This window comes from Candidatus Erwinia haradaeae, assembly GCF_900698985.1.
Classification (GTDB): domain Bacteria; phylum Pseudomonadota; class Gammaproteobacteria; order Enterobacterales; family Enterobacteriaceae; genus Erwinia_E; species Erwinia_E haradaeae_B.
Genome location: NZ_LR217730.1, coordinates 422,668 through 434,587 on the forward strand (window position 1 = coordinate 422,668; position 11,920 = coordinate 434,587).

The following is an 11,920-nucleotide window of genomic DNA, read 5'->3' on the forward strand; positions in this document are numbered from 1 at the left end:
ACCATGCCGCGTTCTCTTAAGAAGGGTCCATTTATTGACCTACATTTACTAAAGAAGGTAGAAAAAGCTTTAGTAACCGGAGAAAGAAAGCCTGTGCGCACTTGGTCACGTCGTTCGACAATTTTTCCAAAGATGATTGGTTTAACCATTGCAATTCATAATGGTCGTCAACATATTCCTGTATTTGTGTCTGATGAGATGGTTGGTCACAAATTAGGTGAGTTTTCTCCTACTCGTACCTATCGCGGTCACATTGCTGATAAAAAAGTTAAAAAACGATAAAACAGGAGGATAAAGATGGAAATTATTGCGCAACAACGACATGCTCGATCTTCTGCGCAAAAGATTCGTTTAATTGCTGATATCATACGAGGTAAAAAAGTCTCAAAAGCTTTGGAGTTTTTAACCTATACAAATAAAAAGGCTGCGATTTTAGTTAAGAAAGTTTTGGAATCTGCTATTGCTAATGCTGAGCATAACGAAGGTGTTGATATTGATAATTTAATTATTACAAAAATATTTATTAATGAAGGCCCTAGTATGAAACGCATTATGCCTCGTGCAAAAGGTCGTGCGGATCGCATTTTAAAGCGAACTAGCCATATTACTTTGGCCGTATCCGATCGATAAGACTCTGGAGAGTAGGAAATGGGTCAAAAAGTACATCCTCATGGTATGCGATTGGGTATCGTGAAGTCTTGGAATTCTACTTGGTTCGCCAATACTAAGGAATTTGCTGATAATTTAGACAGTGACTTTAAAGTTCGTCAATTTCTTATGAAAGAACTAGTTAAAGCATCAGTTTCTCGTGTCGTCATTGAGCGACCGACTAAAAGTATCCGTGTTACTATTCATACCGCCCGTCCTGGTATTGTTATAGGAAAAAAAGGTGAAGATGTAGAAAAAATTCGCCAAGTTATTGCAAATATTGCTGGTGTTCCTGCACAGATTAATATTTCTGAAGTGCGCAAGCCAGAATTAGATGCTAAGTTAGTTTCTGATAATATTGCGGCACAACTAGAACGTCGTGTAATATTTCGTCGCGCTATGAAACGAGCTGTGCAGAACGCAATGCGTTTAGGTGCAAAAGGGATCAAAGTTAAGGTAAGTGGTCGTTTAGGTGGTGCTGAAATTGCACGTACTGAGTGGTATCGTGAAGGTCGCGTACCATTGCATACTCTACGGGCAGATATTGATTATAATACCTCCGAGGCTCACACTACTTATGGTGTTATTGGGGTTAAAGTATGGATCTTTAAGGGTGAGATTCTAGGTGGTATGACCGCGATTGAACAACCGGAACAAGCTGCTCCGCCTAAAAAGAAACAGCGTAAAAGCCGTAAGTAAGGAGAATCGCCGATGTTACAACCAAGGCGCACAAAATTCCGTAAGATGCAAAAAGGTCGAAATCGTGGTTTAGCGCAAGGTAGAGATATTAGCTTCGGTGTTTTTGGTCTAAAAGCCGTTGATCGTGGTCGTTTAACTGCCCGTCAGATCGAAGCAGCACGTCGCGCCATGACTCGTGCTATGAAGCGTCAGGGAAAAATTTGGATTCGTATTTTTCCGGATAAACCAATTACTGAAAAGCCATTAGAAGTTCGTATGGGAAAAGGTAAAGGTAATGTAGAATATTGGGTAGCGCTAATTCAACCAGGCAAGGTTCTATATGAAATGAGCGGTGTTTCAGAAGAACTTGCTCGTGAGGCTTTTAAATTAGCAGCATCAAAACTATCTATTAAGACCACCTTTGTAACTAAAACGGTGATGTAATGAAAGCTATAGATCTATGTGAAAAAAGCATTGAAGATCTGCACACCCAACTTGTGATCCTTTTACGTCGACAGTTTAATCTACGTATGCAATCAGGATCCGGTCAGTTTAAAAAAACTCATGTTTTTAAGCAGGTTCGTCGCGATATTGCACGCGTAAAGACTGTGCTGACTCACAAGGCTAAAGTATCATGACTGAAAAAATTCGTACCTTACAAGGTAGAGTAACGAGTAATAAAATGGAAAAATCGATTGTCGTGGTTATTGAGCGGTTTGTAAAGCACCCGATATATGGTAAATTTATAAAGCGTACAACTAAATTACATGTACATGATGAGCGCAATGAATGTGAGATTGGCGATGTTGTGAGTGTTCGTGAGTGTCGTCCTTTATCTAAAACCAAGTCATGGACTCTTGTTCGTGTTGTAGAGAAAGCAATTATATAATAGGATGCCACAACCTCATATTTAAAGAGAAACGGCTCCGATAGAGAGCCGTTTATTATTTCTATATATATAATAGAAGCGGTGTTATACTACTTTAGTATTTTATAGAAAGCTTAATAAAATCTGAGTTCGGTGGGTATGTAAGTATGTAGTTGAAAATTAGCGGAGTACTAAAATGATCCAAGAACAGACTATGTTGCACGTTGCTGATAATTCTGGCGCGCGTCGTGTAATGTGCATCAAGGTTCTGGGTGGTTCGCGCCGACGTTATGCAGATATAGGCGATATTATTAAAATTACCATTAAAGAAGCTATTCCTCGTGGTAAGGTTAAGAAAGGTGACGTTCTAAAAGCAGTAGTTGTTCGCACCAAAAAAGGTGTGCGCCGCCCAGACGGTTCTATCATTCGATTCGATGGAAATGCATGTGTGATCTTAAATAATCACAATGAACAACCAGTTGGGACGCGAATCTTTGGACCCGTAACTCGTGAATTACGCAGTGAAAAATTCATGAAGATTATCTCTTTGGCACCAGAGGTGCTCTAAGGAACCAAAAATGGCCTCTAAGATTCGGCGTAATGATGAAGTAATTGTGTTAAGTGGTAAGGATAAAGGAAAGCGTGGTAAAGTAAAAAATGTATTAGTTTGTGGTAAAATTCTGGTCGAGGGTATCAATTTAGTTACCAAGCATCAAAAACCGATTCCAGCCATGAATCATCCAGGTGGTATTGTTAAAAAAGAAGCTGCAATACAAATATCTAATGTTGCACTTTTTAACTCAGATACTGGTAAAGCTGACCGAGTAGGCTTTAGATTTGAGGGAGGTAAAAAGGTTCGCTTTTTTAAATCTAACAGCAAAACCATAAGTAATATGGAGTAGTGCAATGGCAAGATTATACGCTGTTTACAAAAAGGAAGTAGTGAAAAAACTTATGACTGATTTGGGGTATCACTCTGTCATGCGTGTACCACGAATTGAAAAAATTACTCTAAATATGGGTGTAGGTCAAGCAAGTTCAGATAAAAAATTATTAGATCATGCAGTGACTAATTTGGCAGCTATTTCTGGCCAAAAACCTTTTATTACTAAAGCACGTAAGTCTATTGCTAGTTTTAAAATTCGTCAGGGTTATCCTATTGGTTGTAAAGTGACTCTGCGTGGCGAACGTATGTGGGAATTTTTTGAACGTCTAGTTTCTATTGCTATTCCACGTATTCGTGATTTTAGAGGTTTATCAACTAAATCTTTCGACGGTAATGGAAATTACAATATAGGTATTCGCGAGCAGATTATTTTTCCAGAAATTAACTATGATCAAATTGATCGAATTCGTGGTATGGATATCAGTATTACTACTACTGCACAATCTGATGCTGAAGGGGAAGCGCTTTTATCTGCATTTGATTTTCCATTTCGCAAGTAATAAGGGGCGCTCTTGTGGCTAAAAAAGCATTAAAAGCACGTGAAGTTGTTCGTGTAAAAATGGCCAAAAAATATCGCTCTAAACGTAAAACACTAAAAGATATTATTTCTAGTGTTAATGCATCTGCAGAAGAACGTTGGGAAGCGATGTTAAAATTACAAAATATACCTCGTGATTCCAGTCCTTCTCGTCAGCGTAATCGTTGTCGTCAGACTGGTCGACCTCATGGTTATGTTGGTAAATTTGGTTTAAGTCGTATAAAATTGCGCGAGGCTGCTATGCGCGGTGAAGTGCCTGGTTTAAAAAAGGCTAGCTGGTAAGTACCGGTTATATACTAGGAGTAAAAAATATGAGCATGCAGGATCCAATTGCAGATATGTTAACTCGTATCCGTAACGGCCAGGCAGCGAATAAAATTTCGGTTAGAATGCCTTCTTCTAAATTAAAATTAGCTATTGCTGGTGTCCTAAAAGAGGAAGGATATATTTTAACATATTCCATCATAAATGGCATCAAGGTAGAGCTAGAGTTAACTTTAAAGTATTTTCAAGGAAAGTCTGTTATTGAAAGTATTCAGCGCGTGAGTCGCCCAGGATTAAGGATTTACAAACGTAAACATGAATTGCCAAAAGTTATGGCAGGATTGGGTATTTCTATTGTTTCTACCTCTCAAGGGGTCATGACAGATCGCCTCGCTCGTCAATCAGGCCTTGGCGGTGAAATTGTCTGCTACATAGCATAACTGCGTGTAGTTTAAGCTTAATTGGAGGGGCTGAAAATGTCTCGTGTTGCTAAAGCACCTGTGAGTATTCCTATCCATGTACAGGTCAAACTGGACGGTCAGGTCATTATTGTTACAGGAAAAAACGATGAGTTAATGCATACGTTAAATAAAGCTGTATTAGTAAGAGAGGTTAACAACACCCTGATTTTTTCGCCACAGCCAGGTTTTATTGGTGGCTGGACTCAAGCAGGTACAGCTCGTGCTTTAGTAAATGCGATGATCATAGGTGTGACCCAAGGTTTTACTAAAAAGCTACAACTCGTTGGTGTGGGTTATCGTGCTACCTTAAAAGGGAACCGATTAAGTTTATCGTTAGGTTTATCTCATTCCATCGATCATGTGCTCCCAAAGGGTATTGTTGCTACATGTATTAGTCAAACTGATCTTATACTACAAAGCGCAAATAAACAGCTACTTGGTCAGGTTGCCGCCGATTTACGTGCTTATCGCCCTCCTGAGCCTTATAAGGGTAAGGGAATTCGTTACACTCATGAGGTTGTGCGTCGTAAAGAGGCTAAGAAGAAATAAGGTAATAGTATGGATAAAAAATCTTCTCGTCTTCGACGAGCAGCTCGTGTACGTTATCAGTTAAAAAGGCTCAGTATTACTCGCTTGGTGGTACATCGTACTCCGCGTCATATTTATGCACAAGTTATTTCTCCCAATGGTTCTGAAATTTTAGTAGCAGCTTCTACAGTAGAAAAATCTATTGGTAAAAAATTAAAATACACTGGAAATAAGGATGCGGCAATTACTATTGGCACACTAGTTGCCGAGCGTGCAATTAAGAAGGGTATAACACGTGTAGCTTTTGATCGTTCTGGTTTTCAATATCATGGTCGCGTGCAGGCGTTAGCAGATGCTGCTCGTGAAGCTGGTCTACAGTTCTAAGACATAAGGTATAAGATGGCACATATCGAAAAACAATCTGGCGAACTACAGGAAAAGCTAATCTCAGTAAATCGTGTTTCTAAAACTGTTCAGGGTGGGCGTATTTTTTCTTTTACGGCTCTTACTGTCGTTGGAGATGGCAATGGACGCATGGGATTTGGTTATGGTAAGGCGCGTGAAGTGCCGGCTGCAATTCAAAAAGCAATGGAAAAAGCTCGACGAAACATGAGTTATTTTGCCTTATGCCACGGTACGTTACAGCATCCTGTTAAAGGTTCTCATACAGGGTCTCGTGTATTTATGAAGCCAGCATCAGAAGGAACGGGTATTATCGCTGGCGGTGCAATGCGTGCTGTTCTGGAGGTGGCTGGTATTCATAATGTGTTAGCTAAAGCTTATGGTTCTACAAATCCAATCAATGTAGTACGCGCTACTTTAGATGGTTTGATGAGAATGAGGTCTCCAGAAATAGTTGCCGCTAAACGTGGTAAATCTATTAAAAATATCCTTGGAGATAGTTCTCATGGCGGTTAAGATGATTAAAATTACTCAAATGCGTAGCGCAATTGGCTGTTTACCCAAACATAAAGCTACTTTGTTTGGTTTAGGTCTTCGGAGAATTCGTCATACTGTATATCGTGAAGATACGGTAGCTATTCGAGGTATGATTCGAGTTATTTCCTATATGATTGAAGTGGTAGAGGGGGTATAGATGTATTTAAATACTTTATCACCAGCTCAAGGTTCTAAACATGTAGCAAAACGTTTAGGGCGAGGCATTGGATCTGGGTTTGGAAAAACTGCTGGACGAGGCCATAAGGGGCAAAAATCACGCGCTGGTAGTGGTGCGCATCGTGGATTTGAGGGTGGTCAGACTCCTTTATATCGGCGTTTGCCAAAATTTGGTTTTATATCTCGTAAAGCTAGATTTACCGCACAAGTGCGTCTATCTGATTTAAATAGGATTCAAAGTGCTATTATTGATCTTCATACTTTAAAAGAAGCGCGTTTAATTAGTATGCAAACTAAATTTGCAAAAGTGATACTTTTTGGTGGTATTGAGACGGCTATTACAATTCGTGGGTTACGTGTAACCCAGGGTGCTCGTTCTTTAATTTTTGCTGCTGGCGGAACAATTGAGGCATAACTTATCGATGGTTAAGCAATCGCGACTTGGTTTTAAAAGCACTAAAGGTGGCCTGAGTGAGCTAAAGATTAGATTAGCGTTTCTTATAAGTGCGCTGACTATTTTTCGTATTGGTTCTTTTATTCCTATTCCAGGAATTGATGTGACTATTATCTCGAATCTTCTTGAGAGGCAGCGTGGAACCATTATTGATATGTTTAATATGTTTTCTGGAGGTTCGTTAAGTCGGGCTTCTATATTTGCTTTAGGGATTATGCCATATATCTCTGCATCAATCATTGTTCAGATATTAACAATGGTCAATCCTACTTTGTCTGAGTTAAAAAAAGAAGGAGAGGTTGGCCGTCGAAAAATTAGTCAGTATACTCGTTATGCTACTCTAGTACTAGGTATACTTCAATCAATTGGCGTTGCTATAGGTTTACCGAATATGCCAGGAATGCACGGTTTAGTATTACATCCAGGACTTGGGTTTTGTATTACTGCTGTGATTAGTTTAGTAACTGGAACTATGTTTCTTATGTGGTTAGGTGAGCAAATTACAGAGAGAGGCATGGGTAATGGTATTTCTATGATAATTTTTGCAGGTATTGTAGCTGGTTTACCATCTGCGATTGGGCATACTCTTGAAGAGGCTAGGCAAGGCGAGTTACATATCCTTGGTTTAATATTATTGGTAGTTTTAGTATTTTCTATTACTTTATTTGTTGTATTTATTGAGCGTGGTCAACGACGCATTGTTGTACATTATGCGCAGCGTCAGCAAGGTCGAAAAACTTACGCTGCACATAACACGCACTTGCCCTTAAAAGTTAATATGTCTGGGGTTATTCCTGCGATATTTGCCTCTAGCCTGATTTTGCTTCCAGCAACGTTGATATCATGGTTTGGTGATGGTATTGGTTCTGGTTTATTGATGAAAATTTCACTTTTTTTACAGCCTGGAGAGCCGCTTTATGTGTTACTTTATGCAACAGCAATTATTTTTTTCTCTTTTTTTTATACAGAGTTAGTTTTTAATCCACGTGAAACAGCAGATAATTTAAAAAAATGTGGTGCATTTGTTTTAGGGATTCGCCCAGGAGAGCATACTGGAAAGTATATTCAAAAGGTTATGAGTCGATTAACATTAATTGGTTCCTTATATATTACATTTATTTGTCTGATTCCAGAGTTTTTGCGTAACTCGATGAAAGTTCCATTTTATTTTGGTGGTACGTCTTTATTGATTGTAGTAGTTGTCATTATGGATTTTATGGTACAAGTACAAACTCTGTTAATGTCCAGTCGATACGAGTCTGTATTAAAAAAAGCAAACTTAAAAGGTTATAGTCGTTAAGGGGGCAAAATGAAAGTATGTGCTTCTGTTAGAAAATTATGTCGTGATTGTAAGATTATTCGTCGTCATGGAGTGGTCCGTGTGATTTGTAGCACCGAGCCTAAACATAAACAACGACAAGGCTAATCAATTCTTATATGTTTTAATTGGATTAAACCAATTTAGATACTTCTGTATTGACTATATGTTCTAATAGAAGTATTCTAAAAATGGGCTTTTGGATAAAAGATACACTAGTTCATAATACATAGGAGTGCATAGTGGCCCGTATAGCAGGGATTAACATTCCTGATCAAAAACATACCGTAATTGCATTAACTGCGATATTTGGAATTGGCAAAAACCGTTCACAGTTTATTTGCAGATCAACGGGTATTGCCGAACATGTTAAGATCAGTGATCTGCCCGAAGAGAAACTTGACATGCTTCGTGATGCAGTAGCAAAATTTATTGTTGAAGGCGATCTGCGTCGAGAAGTTACCATCAGCATTAAGCGTCTTATGGATCTTGGGTGTTATCGTGGATTGCGTCATCGTCGTGGTCTTCCAGTTCGTGGTCAACGCACCAAGACTAACGCCAGGACACGAAAAGGTCCGCGTAAACCGATCAAGAAATAATCTGGATAATTAAATAATGACTAAGGTACCAATTCGTTCACGTAAGCGAGTAAAAAAACAACTCTCTGATGGTGTGGCTCATATTCATGCCTCATTCAACAATACTATTGTTACTATTACAGATCGTCAGGGTAATGCACTAGGTTGGGCAACAGCTGGTGGGTCTGGTTTTCGCGGTTCTCGTAAATCTACGCCATTTGCTGCACAAGTTGCTGCAGAACACTGTGCAGAATCTGTGAAAGATTATGGTATTAAAAATTTAGAGGTAATGGTTAAAGGCCCTGGTCCAGGTCGCGAGTCAACTATTCGCGCTTTGAATGCCGCTGGTTTCCGTATTACAAATATTACCGATGTGACCCCAATCCCACATAACGGCTGTCGTCCGCCCAAGAAACGTCGAGTATAAAATTTCTTTTTAAGAAAGATTGGAGAAAGAAAATGGCAAGATATTTGGGTCCGACACTAAAGATTAGTCGTCGTGAGGGCACAGACTTATTTCTCAAGTCTGGTGTGCGCGCAATTGATACAAAATGTAATTTAGAGAAAGCCCCAGGTCAGCATGGGGCCCATAAAACACGTCTATCGGACTATGGGATTCAATTGCGTGAAAAACAAAAAGTTCGTCGTATGTATGGGATATTAGAACGTCAATTTCATAATTATTATAAAGAAGCAGCTCGATTACGAGGTAATACTGGAGATAATTTATTATCTCTTTTAGAAGGTCGCCTAGATAATATAGTGTATCGTATGGGTTTTGGCGCTACACGCTCTGAAGCGCGACAATTAGTTAGCCATAAAGCTATTATGGTGAATCATCGAGTAGTGAATATTTCTTCTTATCAGGTATCATTAAATGATGTTATTAGTATTCGAGATAAAGCAAAAAAACAATCTCGTATCAAAGCTTCGCTAGAGCTAGCAAATCAGCGTGAACAGCCAACGTGGTTAGCGGTTGATATTACAAAAATGGAAGGGGTATTTAAACATGTTCCGGAACGTACTGATCTTACTGCAGATATCAATGAACACCTTATTGTAGAGCTTTACTCTAAGTAAGGTAGTATTTAAGAGAGGACATAATGCAGGGTTCTGTAACTAAATTTTTAAAACCGCGACTAGTAGATATTGAGCAAGTTAGCTTAACACATGCTAAAGTAACCCTTGAACCATTAGAGCGTGGTTTTGGTCATACATTAGGTAACGCACTTCGCCGTATTTTATTATCATCAATGCCTGGTTGTGCGGTTACCGAGGTTGAAATTGACGGTGTATTGCATGAATATAGCACGAAAGAGGGTGTTAAAGAGGATATTCTCGAGATTCTTCTAAATTTGAAAGAACTAGCAATTATAGTATATGGAAAAGATGAGGTTATTCTTACGTTGTGTAAGTCTGGCATTGGTCCGGTTACGGCAGCTGATATCACTAATCATGAAGATTTCAAAATTGTGCAATTAACACACTTAATTTGTAATTTAACGCATGAGAACGCTAGTATTAATATGCGCATAAAAGTACAACGTGGTCGTGGTTATGTTCCTGCTTCTTCTCGTATAAATGTCGAAGAAAATGGACATACATTTGGTAGGCTATTAGTTGACGCTTGTTATAGTCCAGTGGATCGTATAGCCTATAATGTTGAATCAGCGCGTGTAGAGCAGAGAACTGATTTAGATAAATTAGTAATAGATATTGAAACAAATGGAACTATTGATCCAGAAGAAGCTATTCGACGAGCAGCTACTATCTTATCAGAACAACTAGAAGCTTTCATTGATTTACATGACGTACGTCATCCTGAAATTAAAGAAGAAAAACCAGAATTTGATCCAATTTTATTAAGGCCAGTTGACGATTTAGAGTTAACGGTTCGTTCAGCTAATTGCCTAAAGGCAGAAGCTATTCATTATATTGGTGATTTAGTACAGCGTACAGAGGTAGAGCTTTTAAAGACGCCTAATCTTGGCAAAAAGTCTCTGACTGAGATTAAAGATGTATTAGCGACTCGTAATCTATCATTAGGAATGCGATTAGAAAACTGGCCTCCAGAATTAATAACAAATAATCTAATTAAAAATTAAGCTCTTATTGAGAAGGAGAAGTTATGCGACATCGTAAGAGCGGTCGTCAACTGAATCGTAACAGCAGCCATCGTAAGGCTATGTTTCGAAATATTGCTATCTCTTTGATACATCATGAGTTTATTAAAACAACTGTTCCAAAAGCAAAAGAACTTCGTCGTATGCTTGAACCTCTGATCACTATCTCTAAGAAAGATAGTGTTTCAAATCGTCGTTTAGTATTTTCTCGTATTCGAAATCACGAGACAGTTGCAAAAGTATTCACTAAACTTGGTCCACGTTTTATAAACAGACCCGGCGGATACATAAGAATTTTAAAGTGCGGTTTTCGATTAGGTGATAATGCTTCAATGGCATATATTGAGTTTCTGGATCGTCCTAAAAATATAGACTGAATTATTTTTCATGTTATGGCTATTTTTAAGATAGCAGTTTTTTTGATATATCGTGGCTCTAATTTTAGCAAGTAGTATAAAATAAACTATCGATGTAAATAGTTGAGCATTTACTATGAAACATAGTCAGCTAAAAAATACTAGTATAAAAGTCGCTCGTGATGAATACGGCTACTTAATATCTTTGGAAGACTGGAATAAAGATCTTGCAAAAGAGTTAGCAAAAGAGGAAAGGATTGAGCTTAGCTCTGCGCATTGGGAGGTTATTTATTTTGTACATAGATTTTATTTAGAATTTAATATATCTCCAACAGTACGTATGTTAGTGCAAGCTTTAACTAAACAGTGTGGACAAGAATACGGAAATAGTCGTTATCTTTTTCGGTTATTTCCAAAAGGCCCCGCAAAGCAAGCCACTAAAATCGCTGGACTTCCTAAACCTGTAAGATGTCTATAATGATTGGTTAGTTTTCTGAGGATTGAAGGGTCATTATGTTTTAATAGAAAAAAGAATATGAGATACTTTTATATTTTTAGTTGGTGTAAAAAATTAATAATATTTTTTTTATTTTAATCAATTAAAAATTTTAAAATAAATATTAGAATCAATAGTAATTAGACTTTAGTCTGACAGATGAATTGTGATTAATAGAATTATATAATATATATACAATTATTTTTCTAAAGATCGTGATTTTTTTATTTTTATGTATTCGTTAAGTTAATAGATTGATGAGATGTTTAATTTTTCCTAATTATTCTATATAGAGAATAAGTGATCTCAAGCATAAAATATATAAAACGAGTTAATTATTTATTAATATAGTGGTTCAGTGTATTAATATAGATTTTTTTTTGAGAATAATATCTACTAGCTTGTGTAAATTATCTTAGCACTTTAGCCGAAGAAATTATTAGGTGTTTCTGAATTTTAACGTTCCAGTATAGATTAATAATTTGAACAATGCTTTAGTAAACCATTAAATTACGCTTATGCTTCTTGATAATTATAAGATAGGTATA

The 11,920-nt window shown here is 37.7% G+C and carries 24 protein-coding genes; all 24 read left to right on the plus strand.

The features are described from left to right. The first annotated feature begins 3 nt into the window (after positions 1-3). The 24 genes from rpsS to ERCIPSPA2889_RS01405 all read left to right on the plus strand — a co-directional run bounded on the left by rpsS (position 4) and on the right by ERCIPSPA2889_RS01405 (position 11,354). On the plus strand, positions 4-282 hold the full coding sequence (rpsS, locus tag ERCIPSPA2889_RS01290; RefSeq protein ID WP_157989070.1) for a 30S ribosomal protein S19: 279 nt from the start codon (positions 4-6) through the stop codon (positions 280-282). A 15-nt stretch (positions 283-297) separates the two neighbouring features. Continuing rightward, on the plus strand, positions 298-630 hold the full coding sequence (gene rplV, locus ERCIPSPA2889_RS01295; protein ID WP_157989071.1) for a 50S ribosomal protein L22: 333 nt from the start codon (positions 298-300) through the stop codon (positions 628-630). Between the two features lie 18 nt (positions 631-648). Next, positions 649-1,347, plus strand: a complete 699-nt coding sequence (gene rpsC, locus ERCIPSPA2889_RS01300; protein WP_157989072.1) for a 30S ribosomal protein S3 — start codon at positions 649-651, stop codon at positions 1,345-1,347. Positions 1,348-1,359: 12 nt separating this feature from the next. After that, positions 1,360-1,770, plus strand: a complete 411-nt coding sequence (gene rplP, locus ERCIPSPA2889_RS01305; protein ID WP_157989073.1) for a 50S ribosomal protein L16 — start codon at positions 1,360-1,362, stop codon at positions 1,768-1,770. Next, the gene (gene rpmC, locus ERCIPSPA2889_RS01310) at positions 1,770-1,964 is read left to right on the plus strand and encodes a 50S ribosomal protein L29 (RefSeq protein ID WP_157989074.1); all 195 of its coding nucleotides are present in this window, start codon (positions 1,770-1,772) and stop codon (positions 1,962-1,964) included. Before rplP ends, rpmC begins: the two co-directional genes overlap by 1 nt. After that, on the plus strand, positions 1,961-2,215 hold the full coding sequence (gene rpsQ / locus ERCIPSPA2889_RS01315; RefSeq protein ID WP_157989075.1) for a 30S ribosomal protein S17: 255 nt from the start codon (positions 1,961-1,963) through the stop codon (positions 2,213-2,215). The genes rpmC and rpsQ overlap by 4 nt, the downstream gene beginning before the upstream one ends. 175 nt (positions 2,216-2,390) lie before the next feature. Continuing rightward, positions 2,391-2,762: a 50S ribosomal protein L14 gene (rplN, locus tag ERCIPSPA2889_RS01320; RefSeq protein WP_157989076.1), complete on the plus strand. Its 372-nt coding sequence runs from the start codon at positions 2,391-2,393 to the stop codon at positions 2,760-2,762. Positions 2,763-2,772: 10 nt separating this feature from the next. Further along, positions 2,773-3,096 (plus strand): 50S ribosomal protein L24, encoded by a 324-nt coding sequence (rplX, locus tag ERCIPSPA2889_RS01325; protein ID WP_157989077.1) that lies wholly within the window; start codon positions 2,773-2,775, stop codon positions 3,094-3,096. 4 nt (positions 3,097-3,100) lie between these two features. Continuing rightward, entirely contained in the window at positions 3,101-3,640 is a 540-nt protein-coding gene (gene rplE, locus ERCIPSPA2889_RS01330; protein ID WP_157989078.1) for a 50S ribosomal protein L5, read from the plus strand. A gap of 14 nt (positions 3,641-3,654) precedes the next feature. Next, the gene (gene rpsN / locus ERCIPSPA2889_RS01335; RefSeq protein WP_157989079.1) at positions 3,655-3,960 is read left to right on the plus strand and encodes a 30S ribosomal protein S14; all 306 of its coding nucleotides are present in this window, start codon (positions 3,655-3,657) and stop codon (positions 3,958-3,960) included. A 29-nt stretch (positions 3,961-3,989) separates the two neighbouring features. Then, positions 3,990-4,382, plus strand: a complete 393-nt coding sequence (gene rpsH / locus ERCIPSPA2889_RS01340; RefSeq protein WP_157989080.1) for a 30S ribosomal protein S8 — start codon at positions 3,990-3,992, stop codon at positions 4,380-4,382. 36 nt (positions 4,383-4,418) lie between these two features. Continuing rightward, entirely contained in the window at positions 4,419-4,952 is a 534-nt protein-coding gene (gene rplF / locus ERCIPSPA2889_RS01345) for a 50S ribosomal protein L6 (RefSeq protein ID WP_157989081.1), read from the plus strand. A 9-nt stretch (positions 4,953-4,961) separates the two neighbouring features. Then, positions 4,962-5,315, plus strand: coding sequence for a 50S ribosomal protein L18 (gene rplR, locus ERCIPSPA2889_RS01350; RefSeq protein WP_157989082.1), 354 nt, complete (start codon positions 4,962-4,964; stop codon positions 5,313-5,315). Positions 5,316-5,330: 15 nt separating this feature from the next. Continuing rightward, positions 5,331-5,849 (plus strand): 30S ribosomal protein S5, encoded by a 519-nt coding sequence (gene rpsE / locus ERCIPSPA2889_RS01355; protein ID WP_157989083.1) that lies wholly within the window; start codon positions 5,331-5,333, stop codon positions 5,847-5,849. Next, positions 5,839-6,027: a 50S ribosomal protein L30 gene (gene rpmD, locus ERCIPSPA2889_RS01360; protein ID WP_157989084.1), complete on the plus strand. Its 189-nt coding sequence runs from the start codon at positions 5,839-5,841 to the stop codon at positions 6,025-6,027. The genes rpsE and rpmD overlap by 11 nt, the downstream gene beginning before the upstream one ends. Further along, the gene (gene rplO / locus ERCIPSPA2889_RS01365) at positions 6,028-6,462 is read left to right on the plus strand and encodes a 50S ribosomal protein L15 (protein WP_157989085.1); all 435 of its coding nucleotides are present in this window, start codon (positions 6,028-6,030) and stop codon (positions 6,460-6,462) included. Positions 6,463-6,469: 7 nt separating this feature from the next. Beyond that, a complete protein-coding gene (secY, locus tag ERCIPSPA2889_RS01370) occupies positions 6,470-7,801 on the plus strand; it encodes a preprotein translocase subunit SecY (protein WP_157989086.1) in 1,332 nt (443 codons plus the stop codon). A gap of 9 nt (positions 7,802-7,810) precedes the next feature. Continuing rightward, positions 7,811-7,927 (plus strand): 50S ribosomal protein L36, encoded by a 117-nt coding sequence (gene rpmJ / locus ERCIPSPA2889_RS01375; protein ID WP_157989087.1) that lies wholly within the window; start codon positions 7,811-7,813, stop codon positions 7,925-7,927. Positions 7,928-8,061: 134 nt separating this feature from the next. Continuing rightward, the gene (gene rpsM / locus ERCIPSPA2889_RS01380) at positions 8,062-8,418 is read left to right on the plus strand and encodes a 30S ribosomal protein S13 (protein WP_157989088.1); all 357 of its coding nucleotides are present in this window, start codon (positions 8,062-8,064) and stop codon (positions 8,416-8,418) included. Positions 8,419-8,434: 16 nt separating this feature from the next. Continuing rightward, positions 8,435-8,824: a 30S ribosomal protein S11 gene (gene rpsK / locus ERCIPSPA2889_RS01385; RefSeq protein WP_157989089.1), complete on the plus strand. Its 390-nt coding sequence runs from the start codon at positions 8,435-8,437 to the stop codon at positions 8,822-8,824. Positions 8,825-8,856: 32 nt separating this feature from the next. Further along, on the plus strand, positions 8,857-9,477 hold the full coding sequence (rpsD, locus tag ERCIPSPA2889_RS01390) for a 30S ribosomal protein S4 (protein WP_157989090.1): 621 nt from the start codon (positions 8,857-8,859) through the stop codon (positions 9,475-9,477). 23 nt (positions 9,478-9,500) lie between these two features. Further along, positions 9,501-10,502 carry a DNA-directed RNA polymerase subunit alpha gene (locus ERCIPSPA2889_RS01395; RefSeq protein ID WP_157989091.1) on the plus strand — a complete coding sequence of 334 codons (1,002 nt, stop codon included), beginning with the start codon at positions 9,501-9,503 and terminating at the stop codon, positions 10,500-10,502. Positions 10,503-10,525: 23 nt separating this feature from the next. Then, positions 10,526-10,897 carry a 50S ribosomal protein L17 gene (gene rplQ, locus ERCIPSPA2889_RS01400; RefSeq protein WP_157989092.1) on the plus strand — a complete coding sequence of 124 codons (372 nt, stop codon included), beginning with the start codon at positions 10,526-10,528 and terminating at the stop codon, positions 10,895-10,897. A 115-nt stretch (positions 10,898-11,012) separates the two neighbouring features. Then, the gene (locus ERCIPSPA2889_RS01405; RefSeq protein WP_157989093.1) at positions 11,013-11,354 is read left to right on the plus strand and encodes a TusE/DsrC/DsvC family sulfur relay protein; all 342 of its coding nucleotides are present in this window, start codon (positions 11,013-11,015) and stop codon (positions 11,352-11,354) included. Positions 11,355-11,920: the final 566 nt, after the last annotated feature.

Excerpts from the sequence above, each read along its gene's own strand:
- rpsC (WP_157989072.1), top strand. The coding sequence starts at position 649 with ATGGGTCAAAAAGTACATCCTCATGGTATGCGATTGGGTATCGTGAAG.
- rpsD (WP_157989090.1), top strand. The coding sequence starts at position 8,857 with ATGGCAAGATATTTGGGTCCGACACTAAAGATTAGTCGTCGTGAGGGC.
- rplV (WP_157989071.1), top strand. The coding sequence starts at position 298 with ATGGAAATTATTGCGCAACAACGACATGCTCGATCTTCTGCGCAAAAG.
- rpsK (WP_157989089.1), top strand. The coding sequence starts at position 8,435 with ATGACTAAGGTACCAATTCGTTCACGTAAGCGAGTAAAAAAACAACTC.
- rpsE (WP_157989083.1), top strand. The coding sequence starts at position 5,331 with ATGGCACATATCGAAAAACAATCTGGCGAACTACAGGAAAAGCTAATC.
- rplE (WP_157989078.1), top strand. The coding sequence starts at position 3,101 with ATGGCAAGATTATACGCTGTTTACAAAAAGGAAGTAGTGAAAAAACTT.
- rplX (WP_157989077.1), top strand. The coding sequence starts at position 2,773 with ATGGCCTCTAAGATTCGGCGTAATGATGAAGTAATTGTGTTAAGTGGT.
- rplO (WP_157989085.1), top strand. The coding sequence starts at position 6,028 with ATGTATTTAAATACTTTATCACCAGCTCAAGGTTCTAAACATGTAGCA.
- rpmJ (WP_157989087.1), top strand. The coding sequence starts at position 7,811 with ATGAAAGTATGTGCTTCTGTTAGAAAATTATGTCGTGATTGTAAGATT.
- rpsH (WP_157989080.1), top strand. The coding sequence starts at position 3,990 with ATGAGCATGCAGGATCCAATTGCAGATATGTTAACTCGTATCCGTAAC.
- rpmD (WP_157989084.1), top strand. The coding sequence starts at position 5,839 with ATGGCGGTTAAGATGATTAAAATTACTCAAATGCGTAGCGCAATTGGC.
- rpsS (WP_157989070.1), top strand. The coding sequence starts at position 4 with ATGCCGCGTTCTCTTAAGAAGGGTCCATTTATTGACCTACATTTACTA.
- rplP (WP_157989073.1), top strand. The coding sequence starts at position 1,360 with ATGTTACAACCAAGGCGCACAAAATTCCGTAAGATGCAAAAAGGTCGA.
- rplQ (WP_157989092.1), top strand. The coding sequence starts at position 10,526 with ATGCGACATCGTAAGAGCGGTCGTCAACTGAATCGTAACAGCAGCCAT.
- rplR (WP_157989082.1), top strand. The coding sequence starts at position 4,962 with ATGGATAAAAAATCTTCTCGTCTTCGACGAGCAGCTCGTGTACGTTAT.
- ERCIPSPA2889_RS01395 (WP_157989091.1), top strand. The coding sequence starts at position 9,501 with ATGCAGGGTTCTGTAACTAAATTTTTAAAACCGCGACTAGTAGATATT.
- rpsQ (WP_157989075.1), top strand. The coding sequence starts at position 1,961 with ATGACTGAAAAAATTCGTACCTTACAAGGTAGAGTAACGAGTAATAAA.
- rplN (WP_157989076.1), top strand. The coding sequence starts at position 2,391 with ATGATCCAAGAACAGACTATGTTGCACGTTGCTGATAATTCTGGCGCG.
- secY (WP_157989086.1), top strand. The coding sequence starts at position 6,470 with ATGGTTAAGCAATCGCGACTTGGTTTTAAAAGCACTAAAGGTGGCCTG.
- rpmC (WP_157989074.1), top strand. The coding sequence starts at position 1,770 with ATGAAAGCTATAGATCTATGTGAAAAAAGCATTGAAGATCTGCACACC.
- ERCIPSPA2889_RS01405 (WP_157989093.1), top strand. The coding sequence starts at position 11,013 with ATGAAACATAGTCAGCTAAAAAATACTAGTATAAAAGTCGCTCGTGAT.
- rplF (WP_157989081.1), top strand. The coding sequence starts at position 4,419 with ATGTCTCGTGTTGCTAAAGCACCTGTGAGTATTCCTATCCATGTACAG.